Source organism: Trinickia sp. NRRL B-1857 (assembly GCF_050470685.1).
In the GTDB taxonomy this organism is placed as follows: Bacteria; Pseudomonadota; Gammaproteobacteria; order Burkholderiales; family Burkholderiaceae; genus Trinickia.
On record NZ_JBFLUK010000019.1, the window covers coordinates 1 to 17,063 of the forward strand.

Here is a 17,063-nt window from a genome sequence, read left to right on the forward strand (position 1 = left end):
GCCTATATCCTCCCGTACGACAAGCGGGTGAAGGACGGAAATCAATGGAAAACTGCCTATACCGAGGCGCAACTCATCATCGGCTACCGCGGCATGATCGATCTCGCGCGACGCTCGGGCAAATCATCAGCATCGACGCCCGCGCCGTCTACGAGGGCGACAAGTTCGATTGTCGCCTCGGGCTTGATCCGCACATCGAGCATGAGCCGGACTGGAACAACGCGAACCGGGCCGACCCCGCCAAGCTGCAATTCGTCTACGCAGTAGCGAAGCTCAAAGATGGTGGCATCCAATTCGATGTAATGAGCCGCGCCGAGATCGATGCAATCCGCGCTCGGAGCAAGGCATCCGATAACGGCCCCTGGAAAACGGACTATTCGGCAATGGCGCTCAAGACGGTAGTGCGCCGCCTGTTCAAGTTCTTGCCCGTGAGCATCGAAATCCAAATGGCTGTGGGTCTGGACGAGCGCGCCGAAGCGGGCCTCTCGCAAGATAACGGCGCCATCATCGACGGCCAATTCACGACCGTCGACGACGAATCGAGCGCTGTCGACCAGTCAACCGGAGAGATTACCGACCAACGTGCGCAGCAGGCCGAGAACACACTACCGGCGTATGACGATTTGCTTGCGCAGATTCAGAAGGCCAATGACGTGGAGCTTGCCGCGCTCGCGCTCGATAGCGGCCGCGATCTTCCAAGGATCAATACGTGAAGCTCGAGCAGGCATTCCAAGACCGGAAAGAAGCTTTGCTCGGAGCCTAAGCGATGAAACCCATTCTCTTCTACGACACCGAGACGAACGGCTTGCCCTTGTGGCGCGAGCCGTCCAACCATCCGGGCCAGCCGCATATCACGCAACTCGCGGCCGAGCTGTGCGACGCGGATAGCGGCCGCACGCTGGCATTCATGGACGTTCTGATCGAGCCGGAAGGCTGGACGATCCCGGCCGAACTCGAGAAGCTAACCGGCATCACGAACGAGCTCGCGCAGCGCTTCGGCCACCCGATCTCGAGCGCGCTCAATACCTTCATTCTCATGTGGAGCGCGGCCGAGTTGCGCGTTGCGCATAACGAGTCGTTCGATCAGCGTCTCGTGCGTATCGAAGCATCTCGATTGTTCGGCGGCGATCACGGATTCCACGAAGACTGGAAAGCGGGAGAAGTGTTTTGCACGCAAGCGAACAGCATCGGCATCCTCAACCTTGCGCCGACGCCCAAGATGATCGCCGCCGGGTTCAACAAGCCCAAGTCGCCAAATCTCGGCGAGGCCTACGAGTTCTTCACTGGCACGAAGCTCGAGGGCGCGCACAACGCAGCGGTCGATTTAGCAGCTTGCAAAGCGGTCTACTTCGGCATTTTGGCTCATCGCGCGAAGGTGGCCGCGTGACCATTGACTGCCCCCTGCGCCAAGCGCTCGCACGCATCGCGCCGCATCTTGAAACGCTCGACCCGATTGACCGCGAATCACTGCGCCCGGCGATACGCGCGATCGAGAACGACGTAGAAGTCATCCACGTGCCCGACCGCCTCGTCGCGCGTATTCGCGATATCGACGGCCGGTTGCCGAAGTAAGTGCCGCCCCTCCCTAGGAGAACCCGCATGTATGTCCAGATCGAAAAAGCGATGGCGAAAATCACTTCGGTGACGCCCATCATGGAGAAGCATGGCAAGAAAAAGAAGCGCCCGGCGCACTCGATCATCTTCGAGTTCGCGATGTCGAATACCGTCCTCGATCGCATGGTCGAGGGCCTGCGCGACTCGTTCTATCGCAAGCCCACATCGGCCAGCGTGAACAAGGCGGGGCAGACCGAGATCGATACGTCGAGCGTGACCGACGGCATCTCGCAATTGCGGTTCTCATGGTGGCAGCAATGGATCGACGTGCCGGGCGAACTCACCGGCTGGGTGCTCACGCTGCATACCGGCAACACGGAGCGGTCGCACATTGTGCTTGACGATGCCAAGGTCAGCGCGTTCCAGGTGCTTCCCAAGGACCTCGCGATCGTGCTCGTCAAATGCAAGGCGATCGTCCACCCGACGGCGCACGAGAAGGGAAAGATCGACGAGCTGCTGCAAACAGACGTGCCGGTTTCGATCCAGCCGCCCGACACGGGCGATCAACAGAACTTGCCGGGTATGTCGCAGCAGTCGGGCGGCGATGCCGAGGGCGATAGCCAATCCACCGATGGTGACGAGGGCGACGAACGCGAGCAAAGCGGCAACGAGCCGCGAGAAGACCCGTTCGCAGGCAGCGATCTAGCGCGCGGGAAGGTCAATAGCGACGCCAAGGTAAGCACGAAGAAATCGCGCGGCTTGCCGCCCGAGGCCGCTTGGCCGTTCCCGAATGCACAGCCCGGCTCACCCGCCGATGAATACAACAAGCGCATCGCCCAAGAGCAAAGCAATCCCGACGGCGATCCCATCGAAGGCGAACCGGAAGAAGCGTAACCACCTCTCAGCCGCGCGTCGTTGGCCCTCGGATTAGGCGCGCGGTCCTTGATGGCCGGTCAGCACGACGGCCAGCTTTTTGGAGATTCTCATGGCGACTGCTGCCAACCTTTTTCCGAGCGCCGATCCAGGGGCGCCCGATCTGGACGACGATCAACCCAGCCAGCAGAAAAGCGCGGGCGGATTTCCGTCAGCGCCCCCGGCGTCAGCGTTCGGCAAGGTCAGCGTCGTCAATGAGTTGCGAGAGGTCGGCGCGGAACTCGGCGCGACCGGAACGAAGGTCGACCGAGCTATTGCATTTCTTCGCCAAAACGGCCCATCGGACGCGGCACGCGTCGCGGAAATGCTTGGTATCAGGCGCGACCACGTCAGCACGTACCTGAAAACGGCGCTGAAAGATGGCCGCATCGTGCGCGATGGCACGATGCTCAAGGCGGGAGAAAGCAGGCAACCCGCGCCGGCCGAGCCGTCTACCGAAAAGCCAATCGAACAGCCGAAGCGCGTGCCGAGGCCGCCGAAGATCGCGGGCAATGACGCGACTGTGTCGGCTTCGCTATGTGTCGGAGCGCTGCAAATCATCCAATGGGCCGCGGGAAATCTGACCATCCGCGCCAACGACAACGTCGTGGATCTGAGCGATGCGCAAGTGCTCGCGCTCCACGCATTTCTTGAACTGGCGCGATAGCGATGCCCTGCACGCCCTTTCGCACGCGCGACGGCATCACGGGAATCGTATGCACGAGCAAGCGCCGCGCGCCGCGGTGCTCGGTACCCGGCTGCAACGCGCCGAGCGGCTTTCAATGCGATCACCGCGTGAAGGGCGGCAAGACCTGCGATCGGCACCTGTGCGCGGCGCACGCGCATCAGATCGGAGGCGACGTGCATTTCTGTCCGACGCACCTCGCAGAAACCGGCGGTGAGCGGCAGCGCGACTTTTTCAAATGAGGATAGAGATGAGCCAGTACCGTAAGAAGCCGGTTGTCATCGAGGCCACGCAATGGCGGCAGCATGGCGATCATCCGGCCGTGCGTCCCGCGACCTTAGAGCAAGCCGCAGGCATTACGCCGGGAGTTCCATGGCAGCTCTGTGGCTGGGTCAAAACGCTCGAAGGCGGCCACGTGGTGAATCCCGGGGATTGGATCATCACTGGCATTAAAGGCGAGCACTACCCCTGCAAGCCCGATATCTTCGCAGCGACATATGAGCCTGCCGACGGCGCGCAGGACGTTGCACGATCGACCGACCCACAGGATTGCGATGCAGTTTGCCCTCGTTGTGAGGGATCGGGCGAAGAGATAACGCAAAGCGACAGCGGCCCGGACTCGCGTGACGTGACGATTAATTGTCAGCACTGCGACGGGAGCAGATCGCTCACAAAAGGGACACTGGTATGGAATTTGGTGCCCGTCTTTGCGCCGACGCACATCCGTGCTATCGCTAAGAAGGAGGGGTCCTCGTCATGATGCCCATCAAATACCCGCACGCGTCGATTGATCACGTGCTCGAGCATATGGAGCCCGACCGGCTCTATACGTCCCCCGACCTCGCAGCTGCGTTCAAAGTGCCGAAGCAATACATGCAGGACCTCCTATGCCGCCTGCGCAAAGCTGGTCAGATCGAGCGCATCCGGCAGGAAGATCGCACGTACTGCTGGGCTCGAATCATCCGCCGCGCGCCGGTCAAACTGACGACGAGCGTCGCCGGCCCGGCATACCCGCCCGACCTGCGCTCGACAATGCTCGGCTATGACGCGCTGATTCGCACGCGCGTCGAGCTCGCGATGATGGGGAGGGGGCGATGAAGGAGCGGCCTATCCCTTTCAATGTCGAAATGGCGCTCGCCGTCGTAGAAGGCCGTAAGACGCAGACGCGGCGCGTCGTGCGAGGAACGGCGCTCGAATGGCTCCAGCCCGGAGTGTTCACGCCTGAGTTTGTGGCAAAGCCTGAGAACGGTCTGAGCCCATATGGCTACGCCGGCGATCGCCTTTGGGGTCGAGAGCCGTGGCGCGTCTCGCAAAAGTGGAACGGCACCGCGCCGCGTGATCTGCCCGTGCGCACGATGACGGTCATGTATGAGGCCGGCGGCCATGCCTGCAACGACGATAACGATTGGGCGGTGTTCGATGACATCTCGGTCGATGCGCCATGGATCGGCAAATATCGGCCCGCGATGTTCATGCCGCGCTGGGCCTCGCGCATCACGCTCGAAGTGACTGGCGTGCGCATCGAGCGGTTGCAGGCAATCGATTGGGAAGATGCGATCGCCGAGGGCATTCGTGATCCGCGCCGCGCCGCGTGGCGAGTCGATCCGGTCGAGGGTTGCGTCGCGAAGTACCGCGAGCTTTGGGACAGCCTGAACGCCGCGCGCGGCCACGGCTGGGACGCTAATCCGTTCGTATGGGTAGTTGAATTCAAAAGGATCAAGCAATGACCGAGCGCGCCCTAAGCCTGAAGGAAGCGGCCGCCCTACTAGGCGTGTCCTATTCCACCATCTACGCACACAAGGAAGAAATGGGCTTCTTCCGGGTCGGGTCGCAATGGCGGATCTGGCTGGAAAAGCTCAAATCGGCGACAGAGTACAATTCCGACCGACCGGCGCGGACGGAACAGGAGGGCAACAAATGTCAATCCGTAAGCGTAAAGGCTCGGACATCTGGCATGTCGACATCCGCGCGCCAGGTGGAGGCCGAGTTAGACAGACTACTGGGACGACCAACCGAAAGGAGGCTCAGGAGTATCACGACAAGCTGAAACACGACTTGTGGCGCGTCTCGAAAATGGGCGAAAAGCCCAAGCGAACGTTCGGCGAGGCGGTAGTACGGTTCATGAATGAGAAGGCGGAACAGCCTGATTTCAGGAACAAGAGGTTACATATGCGGCATTTCAGAGAGAAATTTTCGGGCCGCGATCTAGCCTCGATAACACGCGATGAAATCTACGAAGCACTGCCGCAAGTGAACCAACGCAAGAAACGCGAAGTCTCGCCAGTCAGCCGGGCCACGAAGAATCTCTACCTGAGCACAATCCGGTCGATGTTCAACATGGCCGCCGACGAGTGGGGGTGGATCGCCAGCGCGCCGAAGCTGCCCAATCTGGCCGTCGACAATAAGCGCATCAGGTGGATCACCCGGGAGGAAGCGCAGCGGCTTTTACAGGCAATCCACTCGCCGTGGATGCGCGACGTAACGACGCTGGCCTTTGCGACTGGGCTGCGGCAATCCAACCTGCTCGACCTCGAATGGTCACAGGTTGACCTCATCAAGCGCCGCGCATGGATTCACCCGGACCAGGCGAAGGCGCGCAAATCGATCGGTATTCCACTGAACGACGAGGCGGTCGAGGTTATCCGTAGGCAGATCGGCAAGCATCAAACGCGGGTCTTCTCGCGCCGAGGCAAGCCGATCATTAGATGGGATTTGGCACAGTGGAATCGCGCCGTCGCGCGGGCCGAACTCGAGCACTTCCGATTTCACGACGTGCGGCATACCTGGGCGAGCTGGCATGTGCAAAGCGGCACGCCGCTAAATCGTTTGATGGAGCTAGGCGGTTGGTCAAAGTATGAGCACGTTTTGCGGTACGCGCACCTGGCGCCGGACCATCTGGCAGAGCACGCCGCGACGGTCACAATTTGGGCACAGAACCCGAAGGAGGTGAATGAAGAAAGTCCGCAAAGCCTTGTCGCATAAGGCCTCGCGGGAAGCACAGGAAAGTAGGTGTTCAGCTAGCCTATCGCCCCACAAGAGCTAGGCATATCAGCTAACACAATGATTTTTAAACACAAACCCCGCGCCGGTCAGCAAACGGGATTTGACCGACTTTCAGATTTTTAGGGCCTTTCGGGACCGTATTGTATCGGTGCGGTCACGTTTTGGTCACATGCCACACAGGACCATACCAAATGAAGAAGACCACCCTCACCCTCGTTCTCATTCTCACCACCGCGGCCTTATCGGCCTGCGGGGGTGGCGGCAGCGACGGCAGCGGCCAAGAAGTCGTCCCGAAGGCCGTCTACCCTATCCCGCTGCGGCCATGCGAGACGACCGGGCCGACGGCGCCTACGTGTGCCGCCAGCCAATCGGCCGGCACGCACTAACGGGGCGCGCTAGCCCCGATTATCGGTAGGTAGTAACGGGTTCGCCTGCATCTTCCCGCGGAAGTAGCTGGCGATCCCGAGCACCGGCGCCATGGTAGCCATCACGGCCGCCTCGGCGCCGAGCATCCCCGGCAACTGGCCGAGTACTCCGGGATTGACGCGAAAGAACATCACGCCGAGATATGCGATCGCGACAGTGACACCGGATGCCAACCCGAGTAACCCGAAGCAGAAGCCGACGAACGGACGCCAGCTATACGTCGGCCAGTGATCCGCCTTCGCCTCGGTCTGCATCGTTTGATTGATGGCTGCGGTATTCGCCGTGTCGGCCGCCAATTCGGCTTTCTCGACGTCGGCCGCGATCTCGGCGAGGTGCGCCTGCTGCTCGAGCACGGCCTTTTGGAACTGCATGGCCAGATTCGGATCGGCCTGGATCGCTGCGAGTGCGGCATCCGGCGCTGACTGTCCGGTGACGGTCTGAGCGATGCCCACGACGTGTTGCGCGACCGCCTCGGCCTTGGATCCACCGAAGAGGCCCGCGATCATGGGCGCGAATTGGGCGAGCGCCATAGCGATAGGGATAAGCGGCATGTCAGTTTGCTCCTCGTTTCAGGTTGTCGGCGATGCGATTGGTCCAGCCCTTGCCGAACGTCGACCACGTTTTCAGCGACGTGTAGTAGCGCAGGCGCAGCGAGTTCCAGCGCAAGATGAACTTGAGCGGATCGGTTGCGCGCACGGCGAAAATCGTCGCGGGCCCGAGCAGCCCGTCGACGGGCGTGGCCGCCGCGCCCTGCATCCAGATCACGGGGTGGCCGCCGTTGTAGTTCGCATCGAAGATTTGGAACCCCACGCGCGGGTCGAACTCGTCGAGATGCAACGGATCCCAATAGAGTTTTTTGGCAATCGCCTTGGCGGTGTCGCGGGGCAGATCTCGCATCGGCCCGGCATAGCCCTGCGCACGCGCGACGCGCTCGGTAACACCCCAGCAGGTCGCGCCGCCGGGGTCCTTCGGGTTATCTACAAAGCCGCCCTCGTTGCCGATGAGCGCATCGAAAGCGTCGTCGAAGCTAGTCATTGCGGGCCTCGCTGAAAAACTTGCGCCATCCCCATACGAGCTGCGACAGGATGAGGATGACCGTGAGCAGCGTCACGATATGCGCCGAATTGGGATCGATGAGCCAGAGCCACCACGAGCTTGTTACGCCGACCGCACTCGCTGTGCCGTTCGTGGCCGCCGCGACCATTTCTTTATGCATATTTTCCCCGTTAGGTTGACGGATAAACCGTCAGGTGATTAGCGGTGCCGTTCGGCGGGACCAGGCTCGCACTTCCGGTCCCGACCCAAGTGCTTAGATTTGATTTTGTGAGCACGACGCTAAGGCCCGCGGTCACATTCACCACTTTGATATTTCCTGTCCAGTTCGGATAGACGCCGCCAGGCGGAATGAGAAAACTGAGCGTGATCGAACCGGACTGATCGGTTATCACCGAAAGCGTGCCGCCAAAGAATTTAGATCCGGTCGGAAATGGAGCCGAACTGGTGCCGCCGCCCCCATTTCCGGTGACATTTCCGTCGAAATGGCCGGACTGGCCGAGTAGGTCGCTAAAACTGACAGGCAGTGCGCTTTTGAATGCCAGCGCGATCACCCAAGGGTGATTTATCGACAGCGGCAATGTAAGGCCGAGTTCGGTCGCGACATCGGACATGGAAAACGGGAACGAGGCTGGAAGCGTCACGGCGTTTCTCCGTGCTCTTCAAGCAAGCGCAATACGCACGGGATAAGCTCGAGCACCGTGACGAGTGCGGCGTGGCCATATGCGACCGAGAGCATGCCTTCCGCATCCTCATGCACCGCCTCTGGGAACACCTCGCGCAGCGACGCCGCGCCGACGCCCGCGCTCCTGATCCGGTCTTTCTTCCATGAAAAGGTGCCATGCAGCACGCCGGCCATGCGCTCCAGAAAGTCGCGCGCCATCGGGCGCCAATCTTCCTTAAGACGCTCGTCAGAACTGCCCGTGATATTTGACCCGCTGACAACGCCGTTTGCCACGACGTTGCCCGTGTTGTCGATAGACAGCGTAACCAGCGAACCCGCTGAATTGAGAAACTGGATCGTCGCGTTTCCCGAGTTCGATCGCATGGACGGTGAATAGCCGTTCGCATTCAAAATGAGGCTAGGGCTTGTCGATCCGGTGGAATTCAACGAGGCGTTTCCGTCAAGCGACAGCGATCCCAGGTCAGATATCGTCGCGAACGTATTGCCGGCATTAGCCCCCGTCGCTATCTGAAACGGCAGTTTCCAGCCGGTGCCATCCCCGAACTTGATGGGGGCTGTGTTGCCGCCAGAAATGGTGCTAAGCGTCAAGCCGGATGACGTTGAAATTTCCAGTGACGGAAAGGTCGCACTTCCGGCGCTCCCTCCGAGTAACGTCAGCCCGGCACTTTGCACTTGGGAAACCGTCGCATACTCGGTGGGATATTGAGCATTCGCTACATTCGTATGCCGGAAGCCGCCCATCGGCAGATTCGCCGTTGCCGTTTGCTGGCCGTCCTTCGTAATGCAGTTCGACAGGCCCGACGCAATATCGGCATCCTGGCCTTGCATGCGCGATGAGCTAATATCTAAACCCTGGGCAGCGTCGTTCTGCCAGTTGTAGATCAAGTTGAACTGCCCCGAACCGTTAAACGGCATGGTGACCCCCTATGCAAAATTCCATCACTGCCCTCGCACCGATCATGTGTGTGGCCATTTACGTGATCCTCAAATCAGGGGTTTCCGCTTGGCGTTCGCTGCGCCGAGTTCAAGAGAAGCGAGCCGAGCGCGCTCTGCGCCGGCGCACCGCCGGGCTGTTGGACGGCCGTATCCGATAGACGTGCGGCTAGGGCTCGATTCACGAACATGCGGTTTTGTGCGTTGTCGACTAGGCCCCCCACATACGGAATCTTCTTCACCCCCGCGCCTACGAGCGACGCGATCGCCGAGGCGGTGTTCGACGTATTGACGGGCGCCGCAGACGGGAAGGCATTCATATACGCGCCGACGCGCCCGATCGCGTTCAGTTGAGCGAGTTCGTCGGGCGTATAGAAGGCCGCGAGCTTAGTCGGGCCGAAAGCCTGCATCTGCTGCATATAAGGCGACGGATTAAACCGCGCATCGCCCGCAGGATTGGCGCCGAAGCCCTTCGCGGCGAGTTGCGCGCCGATCTGGCTGCGCATCTCCTGGAAGGCATCCGGCGCGTGTTGCTGGAGCAATTGCGCCATCGCCGAGACGTCGTCCGTCTTGCCGCCAACGACGAAGCGCTTCACGAAGTCATCAGGCGCGACGGTGTCGGCGGATGCGGCTTGCAGCGCCGGGATCTGATCCTGTAGGGCGAAGCGCTGCGCAGCGAGCGCGCGGGCCGGTGCAAATACTCCGCCCTGGTCGTCGGCCGAAAGAATCGCGTTCTTCACGCTATTGCGGAGTTGCCCGAGCGCTGTATTAGTCGCCGGATCATTGCTCTGATTGGCGTTGATGACTTTGAGCAGGTTTTCGGCATTCTCGATCGAGAAAGTCTTCTGCTGCGTGCCCCCCATGAGCCCGAGCTGATTGAAATTGTTGCGCACGCCACTCGGCACCTTGTCGCCGAAATCGTTCAAGACCTGCGCGTAATCCTGGGCGACACCTTGCAGCGGGACGTCGAGATTCTTGCCGCTCGAGGCGCGCGCGGCCGCATAGGCGTCGCTGACCTGCTGCCCCATCTGATTATCGATCGACTGGAGTGCCCCCTTAATCGCGCCGCCCGCCTGATAGGCATCCGCAGGTGTGCCGGTAAGTCCCATCAGCGCCTGTTGCAATTGCGCATTTTGCTGATTGAATCGATTTGCGATCGGCGCGCCCGTCGGAGCGCCGCGAATGTTCATTTCCTGGGCGTACTGAATCGGATCGCGTGTGATCTGTCCGAGCGTCGGCTGCATGCCGAGCGTTTGAAAGTCCTGCGCCCGCATCACGGCCGCCGGATCTACCTGCGGGTTTTCCTGAATCGCTTGCGCAATGCGCTGCTGGAGCGGCTGAAACGTGCCGAACTGGCTCGATGCGGTGGGCATCGGCTGGGCGGCAGCGGGCTGCGTCGGCGCTGGAACATTCGGCGCCCCAGGCGCGGCCGCCTGCACTCCATCGCTCGGCGCAGGCGCTCCAAGCGCGGGGCCTACTGGAACAGGCTCGGGCTGCTGCATCGGTGCGTAGGCCTGACGCGCCTGCGGGCCGAGGTCATTGAGCATTCGCTCGACGGCGCTGTCCGCGCGCGAAGCTGCGGCCGCCGGCGGGATCGAAGGCGCCGGCATCATGCGATTCGCCGCGGCGCGCACGCCGGCCGACGCAAGCGAGCCGGCGCCGACACCAGCCGCGCCCCCAAGAAGTGCCGCGCCGATCTGATAGCCGGGCCCGAGGCCGAGTTCGCGCGCCGTGCCGCTCCCGGCCCCCGCACCCGCCGCGCCCGCGATTTGGGCGCCGGGCACCGCTTGCATACCCGCGCCGACGGCTTGAGCAACGGGCGACGCGGCGCCGAGCAAAAGCTTTCCGATGCCGACCGACGGCGAGACGCCGGCCATGGCGCTAGCGGCATCCTGCACGACGCGCTCGGTTGCGTTCTTCGGCACCGGAAGGCCCGCATCCGTCTCGATGTTTTGCACGGACTGCGAGACGGGCGCGAGCTGCGGAATTTGCGTGCCGGCGAGATCGTTGATTCCACGAATGCCGAAATTGACGCCCGCATTGAGCGCGTCGCCGACCATGGAGGGAAGCGCCATAATCCCGGTCACGCCCGCACGCGCGGTCAACCCGACTTGGCGGCCAACCTGGCTCGCCGCCGAGGGCGCAGCAGAAGGCGCAGGAGCGGCCGGCGCGGGCGTGGCCGATGCATCGGCAATGAACTGGGCTGCGAGCCCCGTGGGCGCCGCTGCGGGCGCGCTTGATGCGGCCGCCGGAGCGGCTCCGGCATCGGCAAGAAACTGAGCCGCGAGATCGGTCATTTGAATACCCCGAGCTGCTGGAGCGCCTGGATCTTTTGCGGGATCGTAGGATCCTGCTGGATCAGCGTCTTCGCGAATGCCTGCCGTGCGGACGGGTCCTTAATGTTCGCGTACTGGAAGATGCGCGGATCGGCGCTTTGATCGAACGCGAGTTCCTTGTTCGTATAGCCTGCCGAATCGTTCGCATTACGCAGCGGCGCGAGCAAGCGGGCCTTGGCCTGCGTCATTTGCTGGGCGCCCACGAGGTTGTCGACCGCCTCGTTGATTGCCCCCAGGTTCATATGGGCGCTCGGATAAGCCGATTGCAGAATGGCGCGCGCCGCGTCGGTGCCCATTCCGTTCGCGCTCAAGCCCGCCGTGATCTGGCCGCTGTACTTGTTGAGCAAGTCGTTGGCCGTCACCATGTCGGTGGCTTTCTCGCTGCCCGCGAGGGAGAGCAGGCCATTGATGTAGTTCAGGCGATCGGATTGCGGCCCGACAGCGGCGTTGCTCGCGAGCGTCTTGATGTTTTGAAGATATGAGATCGTGTTTTGCGCTTTGCTATTTGCGGTTTCAAGCGCCGTCCATTTTTGCGAAAGCTCGTTCGACTGATTCGTCGCATCGGCCGTGGCCTTCGCGCCCGCGCCGAGCGGCGCCGATGCGTAGATGGGACCACCGGGGGCGCCCCCAAATCCCGAACCTCCGGCGCGGCCGAGGATATCGCCGACATACGACGCGACAGTCTTGCCACTCGCATCGGCTGTGTTCTTGATGAACGGCGTGGGACTGCCAGCGGGCGCGACGTTACCCTCGCCAGAGAAATAGGCCGTTGCGATGCGACCGAGATCGCCGCCGTACTTCTGGTCATAGGACGCGAGAACGCGCTGCGCGACGGCGCTCCGATCGGCCGGGTTCCCCCACGATTCGCCAGGCTGCGCAAATCGATTAAAAGTCGCCTGCTGGATCTGATACGGGTTGTCAGGCGCCGTCTTGCCGCCGCTCGATTCCTGCTGGGCGAAGATGCCGGGAAGCGTTGGCGCGGCCGCCGGCGTGCTGCCTTGATTCGCGGCAGCAGTCCGATTCGTAACCGGTACCGGGTTTCCGGCCGCATCGACGCCGGCATAGGGCAATTGGCTACCCTCGCCCGCCGTCTTGGCTGCTGCCATCGTTGAAGCGACGCCAGCGGCGCCTTGCAACGGTTGCACGGCCGCAACGTTGCCGGACGCATCGAAGAGTGGCGTGGCGCCGTCAGGTACCGCAGGATTGAACGCCGTGGGCTGCATCGTCTGCGGATCGCGAAAGATCCCGGTGCCGGTAATCGGTGCAACGAAGTTATTCTTGAAGAGCGCGCCTGCATTGGCAGTGCGCGGATCGACGCCCGCCGCCCATGCCATCCGGGTCGCGTCAGTGGGCGCCGTGCGCGCCTCGAGCAGTTTTCCGTATTCCTGCGGGCCAAGCATCGCATAGAGGAGCATGGAATCCTGCGGCGTATAGCCGGGCAGCGTCATCGGACCAGCGCCCGATCCCGCAGCCTGGGGCGTCTGCGCCACCATCGCTTGCCCAAGTTGAACAGGCGTCGGCTGGCCGATCCCCATCCCCGCGCTGGGCCCTTGCAGCGTCGCTGTGTCGGCGCCCGCGGGCTGCGGCATGGAGAACGTGCCGCCCGAATCGCCGGTTGGGGACGATGCTGCGCCCGGCTGCGGCGAACCGCCGAAGGCGCCCCTATACATACCGCTCATGAGCTGGGCTTGCTGTCCGAGCGAGCCCATCATCAGCTTGTTGCCGAGGTAAGCATTGAGCAGCTTGGAGACGCCTTCGAGCGGACTGATTTGATAGCCCATGCCACCCACCTGGCGGTTGCTCGTATCGAGCGGCTGCAAGCCCTGACCGAGCATCGCCTGCCCGATGGCTTGCTGCTGCTGCAACTGCATGAGGCTTTGCTGCTGATCGGGATCGAGCGTCGCGAGCAGCGGATTGGCGAGGACGTTTAAGCCCATGGCGGGACCGGCCATATCAATACCCTCCCATCGCGCCCGCAGCATTGGCGAGCATCATTCGGCCGATCATTTGCTGATTGATCGTCGGCGCCGGGGTGGACGGAAGAAGCACGGCCTGCGGATTAGCATAGCCCTGCATACCGTTAGGTTGGTTCGACGACTGCTGTGCGCGCTGCTGCGCTTGCTGGCTCTGCTGCTGCAAGAGTTGCGAGCCCATGCGCAGCCACGGCGACATATCACTCGTCGGCATCGTGAACGGATAAGCCATCGAAGAGCCGCCGAACGATGCGGCATACGGGCTGGCGCTAGCCATCTCGGGCGCCGCGGTACCCGTCAAGGTGCTACCGCCCATGCCGGAGCCAAGGCCGAAGAGCGGCCCGCTTCCCTGAATGCTGCTCGGGCCGAGCGCATCGGTGCCCGAATTTCCGAACACGTTCGCAAAGCCCGAGGATCCCCCCGTGCCGCCCAATGCGCCCGATGCGTAGCCGCCCGCGATCATGGGCGCGACGACGTCGGCGACAGAATTTACGCGGTGGAAGGCGTCCAAGGCACCCGTGCTATTCGGGTTATCCTTGTACATATCGCCCCATGCGCTCGACGTGAAATTCCCCGTAGGGCTCAGGAGCGCACCGCCCGGATGATTGTTGAAGAGGCCACCGAAGAACGGGTCATAGCCGGGCACGCCGAGAGCCGCCCCGGCCGCCTGCAACGGGTGGTGGCCGATCTCTTGGGCGGTCGCGCTAACGAAATCGCCGATATCACCCAGCATGGCGAGCCTCCGCGAGTTTGGTGTAATCGACCATGTCGAAGCCGCTCGGGTGGATTGCGACCGCATCCGGGCGCACCATGCGCGCCTCGTCCGCCATTACGCCGATATGGCGCACGTGCGGCGCATCCCAGTGATACCGGAATCGATAGAGCGGCAAGCCGTCGGCCGTCGATGCCCCGACCGCTTCGATATCCGTCTTCGTGCGCCGATCTGACATCGCATAGGCGAGCATGCCGGCGCTCCGAGACCGAACAGGCCGCCCATCATCGAATTGGATGCACCCGTGCGCGCGTTGTACTGATCGAGCTGCCCCTGGTACTGATTCTGGAACGCTTGGGCAATGTTCGCGGGTTGCGCGGCCGATTGGGCGGTGCCGGTATTGCCGGGCACGAGTGCCGCCAGCGAGCCGAGTTGCGAATATGGCAACTGAGCGAGCGATGCCTGTTGGCCGTATGTCGCGCCTTGCTGTCCCAGGATGTTCGCTTTCTCGCCGGCCGTCGACAACTCGTTGTTGAGCATCTGAGAGCCGATCTGCTGCCCGGTGAGCACCGATTGATTCGCTGCGTCGCTATAGGCCTGATTCTTCGACAAGTTGAAGTTCTTCATCGCGTTGTCGTAGGCTTGCGACCCGGACGTGAGGCCCTGGTTCGCGAGCTGCGATTCGAGGCTCGTCTGTTCCTGCGAGAAGCGCGGGTCGAGGTACTGCGTCTGCGCCGCATACGCTGCGTTCTGGCCGTTCTGGCCAGCGGTTTGCGCGGCATTCGGGTCGATCGAGGCATTCACACCCGCCAACTGATTGTTGACTCCGCCCAGGCCGAATAGCGAATTGTTGACATAGCCCGTGGCCTGACCAGCGCTCCCCATCGACTGATTGATGAGATTTTGCAGGCCGCCGCTTGCATTGATCGACGTTTGATAGATGGCGCGCCCGTCGACGGGTCGTGCCGACCACTTGCGAGTTTTGGCGAGCCGAACGGATTCGAATAATTATTGAGGTTCAGCGTCTTGTTATAGGCCGCCGTGTTCTCGTTCGTTTGCGTAGTCGCGCCCGCGACTGTATAGGGATCGGGCGGGCTCGGCGCGCCGCCCCCTCCCTTGCCGCCCTCGAGCGTGGCGGTCGATTTTTGCCGAACGCCTTACGAAAGGCGAGCGCCGGCAGATCAGGCAGGTCGAGCAAGTGCCGCATGGTGTTTATCCTTCAAGGAATCGGCACTCGCTTGCGAGCATGCCGTAGACGATCATGTCGGTTCCATCAGTGCAGCCCTGACGCAGCAGCCCTTCGCGTTTGAACCCGAGGTGTTCGTCGAAGCGTTGCGCCTCGAGGTTATCGGTGCGCACGAGCCCGTTACGCGGCGGCAACGCATTTGCACGAACGGATAGCGAAAGCATGCGGAGAGATAGGCCCGCGTCATCCAGCGACGAGTGCCGTCGGATGCGACGTGCATCAGCAGGGAGCCGCCCGGGCCTGTATAGAGCTGATAAACCACGCCAGCGACGAGCTCGCCGTCGCACTCGAGGCCGATCGCGACCGAGGCGCGATACTCATCCTCGCCAGTCAGAGCGGCGACGAATCGGGCGACGCGTTCGGGTTCGTTCCACACTATGCGCTTCATCAGGGTGTCCCTGGTGCGCACTGCGGATCGCACGTGAAAAGGCGCGCGTTAAGCTGTGCGCACCTTTACAGCGGCCCAGCCGGGCCGACGTGCATGGAGATGGTCAGGAGCGATTCTAGGCAGCGGGAAAATCAGAGGGAAGGCGTGCGTTTCGGCTCGAACATGAAGTCGACCGATTGGATGGAGTACTGCATGCCCTTCGTTTGCGTGCGCATCCGATACGTTGCCGCATACCCGATACCGTCAATACTTTCCCAGTCGGTCTGAACGGTTTGACTACCGCCCCACGGAACGGCATCCCAGGGAGTCGTATCCCACGGCGTGACATTTCCGCTCGTGAACGATGGCGACGAACTCGGCACCACATTGCTGAAGTCGACCGACAGATCGATGAGAGGTGAGAACTGCGCGTTCGTCAAGAAGACGGGGCGCATCATCTTGAAATACTTCCTCCTGACCGCGCATGCCGAAATAGTTGAAGGCCGCTTGATATCGGCATTGATTGCGAGGCCGCCATCGTCGTTGCCGACGTCCGCTTGCGCGACGAAGTTCAAGCCGCCCATCCACAGGGCGTTATTGAAGTACGCGAAACAAAAGGCATTCCAGCCGGTTAAAGCGGCACCATGCCTTCGTGATCGTATTCATCACGTACTGGTGAGAGGTGCCATCCTCTGCTCCGGCACGTTCACGATGAGCTTATTGCCGTCCGGGTAGAGCACGACTTGCCACCCGAAATTGCTCCCGTATGCCTGCACGTCGGCATTGACCGAGGGACTGATCTTCTCCGTGAGGGTGATCCCGCGCTCCGATCGATCCGTCAGGAGCGCTTTGCTAAATGGCGTCAGGCCGTCTGCGCCGATGAAATAGAGATCGGAGCCGACCTTCTCGAAGAAGCGGGCGCCCTGTTGGCGCGCCGATGCGAAAGCGTCCGGCGATCGAGAAGCTCGAGCTCTGCGACGGGTCCGAGCCCTGATATGCCACCGCCTCACCGGTCGAAGTGACGAAGATGATGTACGGATTCAGGCCCGCGGTGTTGTCGAGGTTCCACGTACACGAGCCATCAGATAGCCGCCGAGCATCGTTTGCGCGCCGATATCGAAGAGCACGGCCGCCCCGCCGACCTGGCCGACAGGCAGATACCACGACTGCATCGTATT

The 17,063-nt window shown here is 62.0% G+C and carries 23 protein-coding genes and 1 pseudogene; 12 read left to right on the forward strand and 12 right to left on the reverse strand.

The features are described from left to right. Positions 1–27 precede the first annotated feature (27 nt). From AB1286_RS33060 to AB1286_RS33115, 12 genes and pseudogenes are all read left to right on the forward strand, one after another. Positions 28–713: pseudogene (locus AB1286_RS33060) on the forward strand (recombinase RecT). 53 nt (positions 714–766) lie between these two features. Next, entirely contained in the window at positions 767–1,387 is a 621-nt protein-coding gene (locus AB1286_RS33065; protein ID WP_430364897.1) for a 3'-5' exonuclease, read from the forward strand. Then, positions 1,384–1,572, forward strand: a complete 189-nt coding sequence (locus AB1286_RS33070) for a hypothetical protein (RefSeq protein ID WP_430364896.1) — start codon at positions 1,384–1,386, stop codon at positions 1,570–1,572. The genes AB1286_RS33065 and AB1286_RS33070 overlap by 4 nt, the downstream gene beginning before the upstream one ends. A gap of 27 nt (positions 1,573–1,599) precedes the next feature. Beyond that, a complete protein-coding gene (locus AB1286_RS33075; RefSeq protein WP_430364895.1) occupies positions 1,600–2,448 on the forward strand; it encodes a hypothetical protein in 849 nt (282 codons plus the stop codon). Positions 2,449–2,539: 91 nt separating this feature from the next. Next, positions 2,540–3,133 (forward strand): hypothetical protein, encoded by a 594-nt coding sequence (locus tag AB1286_RS33080; protein WP_430364894.1) that lies wholly within the window; start codon positions 2,540–2,542, stop codon positions 3,131–3,133. 2 nt (positions 3,134–3,135) lie between these two features. Then, entirely contained in the window at positions 3,136–3,393 is a 258-nt protein-coding gene (locus AB1286_RS33085) for a hypothetical protein (RefSeq protein WP_430364893.1), read from the forward strand. Positions 3,394–3,401: 8 nt separating this feature from the next. Next, the gene (locus AB1286_RS33090) at positions 3,402–3,911 is read left to right on the forward strand and encodes a hypothetical protein (RefSeq protein ID WP_430364892.1); all 510 of its coding nucleotides are present in this window, start codon (positions 3,402–3,404) and stop codon (positions 3,909–3,911) included. Then, on the forward strand, positions 3,908–4,249 hold the full coding sequence (locus tag AB1286_RS33095; protein ID WP_430364891.1) for a hypothetical protein: 342 nt from the start codon (positions 3,908–3,910) through the stop codon (positions 4,247–4,249). Before AB1286_RS33090 ends, AB1286_RS33095 begins: the two co-directional genes overlap by 4 nt. Next, positions 4,246–4,878 carry a hypothetical protein gene (locus AB1286_RS33100; protein WP_430364890.1) on the forward strand — a complete coding sequence of 211 codons (633 nt, stop codon included), beginning with the start codon at positions 4,246–4,248 and terminating at the stop codon, positions 4,876–4,878. Before AB1286_RS33095 ends, AB1286_RS33100 begins: the two co-directional genes overlap by 4 nt. Next, positions 4,875–5,198, forward strand: coding sequence for an excisionase family DNA-binding protein (locus AB1286_RS33105; protein ID WP_430364889.1), 324 nt, complete (start codon positions 4,875–4,877; stop codon positions 5,196–5,198). Before AB1286_RS33100 ends, AB1286_RS33105 begins: the two co-directional genes overlap by 4 nt. Beyond that, a complete protein-coding gene (locus tag AB1286_RS33110; protein WP_430367427.1) occupies positions 5,114–6,133 on the forward strand; it encodes a tyrosine-type recombinase/integrase in 1,020 nt (339 codons plus the stop codon). Before AB1286_RS33105 ends, AB1286_RS33110 begins: the two co-directional genes overlap by 85 nt. Before the next feature lie 212 nt (positions 6,134–6,345). After that, a complete protein-coding gene (locus tag AB1286_RS33115) occupies positions 6,346–6,540 on the forward strand; it encodes a hypothetical protein (RefSeq protein ID WP_430361336.1) in 195 nt (64 codons plus the stop codon). A 9-nt stretch (positions 6,541–6,549) separates the two neighbouring features. Here AB1286_RS33115 and AB1286_RS33120 read toward each other — a convergent pair whose 3' ends face one another. The 12 genes from AB1286_RS33120 to AB1286_RS33175 form a co-directional block, all read right to left on the reverse strand. Next, a complete protein-coding gene (locus AB1286_RS33120; RefSeq protein ID WP_430361335.1) occupies positions 6,550–7,131 on the reverse strand; it encodes a hypothetical protein in 582 nt (193 codons plus the stop codon). 1 nt (position 7,132) lies between these two features. Further along, positions 7,133–7,615, reverse strand: coding sequence for a glycoside hydrolase family 108 protein (locus AB1286_RS33125; RefSeq protein ID WP_430361334.1), 483 nt, complete (start codon positions 7,613–7,615; stop codon positions 7,133–7,135). Next, positions 7,608–7,796, reverse strand: coding sequence for a hypothetical protein (locus tag AB1286_RS33130; protein WP_430361333.1), 189 nt, complete (start codon positions 7,794–7,796; stop codon positions 7,608–7,610). The genes AB1286_RS33125 and AB1286_RS33130 overlap by 8 nt, the downstream gene beginning before the upstream one ends. A gap of 10 nt (positions 7,797–7,806) precedes the next feature. Next, positions 7,807–8,277 (reverse strand): hypothetical protein, encoded by a 471-nt coding sequence (locus tag AB1286_RS33135; RefSeq protein WP_430361332.1) that lies wholly within the window; start codon positions 8,275–8,277, stop codon positions 7,807–7,809. Further along, positions 8,274–9,203 (reverse strand): tail fiber domain-containing protein, encoded by a 930-nt coding sequence (locus AB1286_RS33140; RefSeq protein ID WP_430361331.1) that lies wholly within the window; start codon positions 9,201–9,203, stop codon positions 8,274–8,276. Before AB1286_RS33140 ends, AB1286_RS33135 begins: the two co-directional genes overlap by 4 nt. Positions 9,204–9,307: 104 nt before the next feature. Then, a complete protein-coding gene (locus tag AB1286_RS33145) occupies positions 9,308–11,548 on the reverse strand; it encodes a hypothetical protein (protein ID WP_430364938.1) in 2,241 nt (746 codons plus the stop codon). Then, complete coding sequence (locus tag AB1286_RS33150; RefSeq protein ID WP_430364937.1) at positions 11,545–13,539, reverse strand: hypothetical protein; 1,995 nt, start codon at positions 13,537–13,539, stop codon at positions 11,545–11,547. The genes AB1286_RS33145 and AB1286_RS33150 overlap by 4 nt, the downstream gene beginning before the upstream one ends. 1 nt (position 13,540) lies before the next feature. Next, a complete protein-coding gene (locus tag AB1286_RS33155; protein ID WP_430364936.1) occupies positions 13,541–14,293 on the reverse strand; it encodes a hypothetical protein in 753 nt (250 codons plus the stop codon). Further along, positions 14,283–14,450, reverse strand: a complete 168-nt coding sequence (locus AB1286_RS33160; RefSeq protein ID WP_430367423.1) for a hypothetical protein — start codon at positions 14,448–14,450, stop codon at positions 14,283–14,285. Before AB1286_RS33160 ends, AB1286_RS33155 begins: the two co-directional genes overlap by 11 nt. Continuing rightward, positions 14,390–15,157 (reverse strand): hypothetical protein, encoded by a 768-nt coding sequence (locus AB1286_RS33165; protein ID WP_430367424.1) that lies wholly within the window; start codon positions 15,155–15,157, stop codon positions 14,390–14,392. Before AB1286_RS33165 ends, AB1286_RS33160 begins: the two co-directional genes overlap by 61 nt. 374 nt (positions 15,158–15,531) lie before the next feature. Continuing rightward, a complete protein-coding gene (locus AB1286_RS33170; protein ID WP_430367425.1) occupies positions 15,532–15,906 on the reverse strand; it encodes a hypothetical protein in 375 nt (124 codons plus the stop codon). A 131-nt stretch (positions 15,907–16,037) separates the two neighbouring features. Continuing rightward, a complete protein-coding gene (locus AB1286_RS33175) occupies positions 16,038–16,469 on the reverse strand; it encodes a hypothetical protein (protein WP_430367426.1) in 432 nt (143 codons plus the stop codon). Positions 16,470–17,063 lie beyond the last annotated feature (594 nt).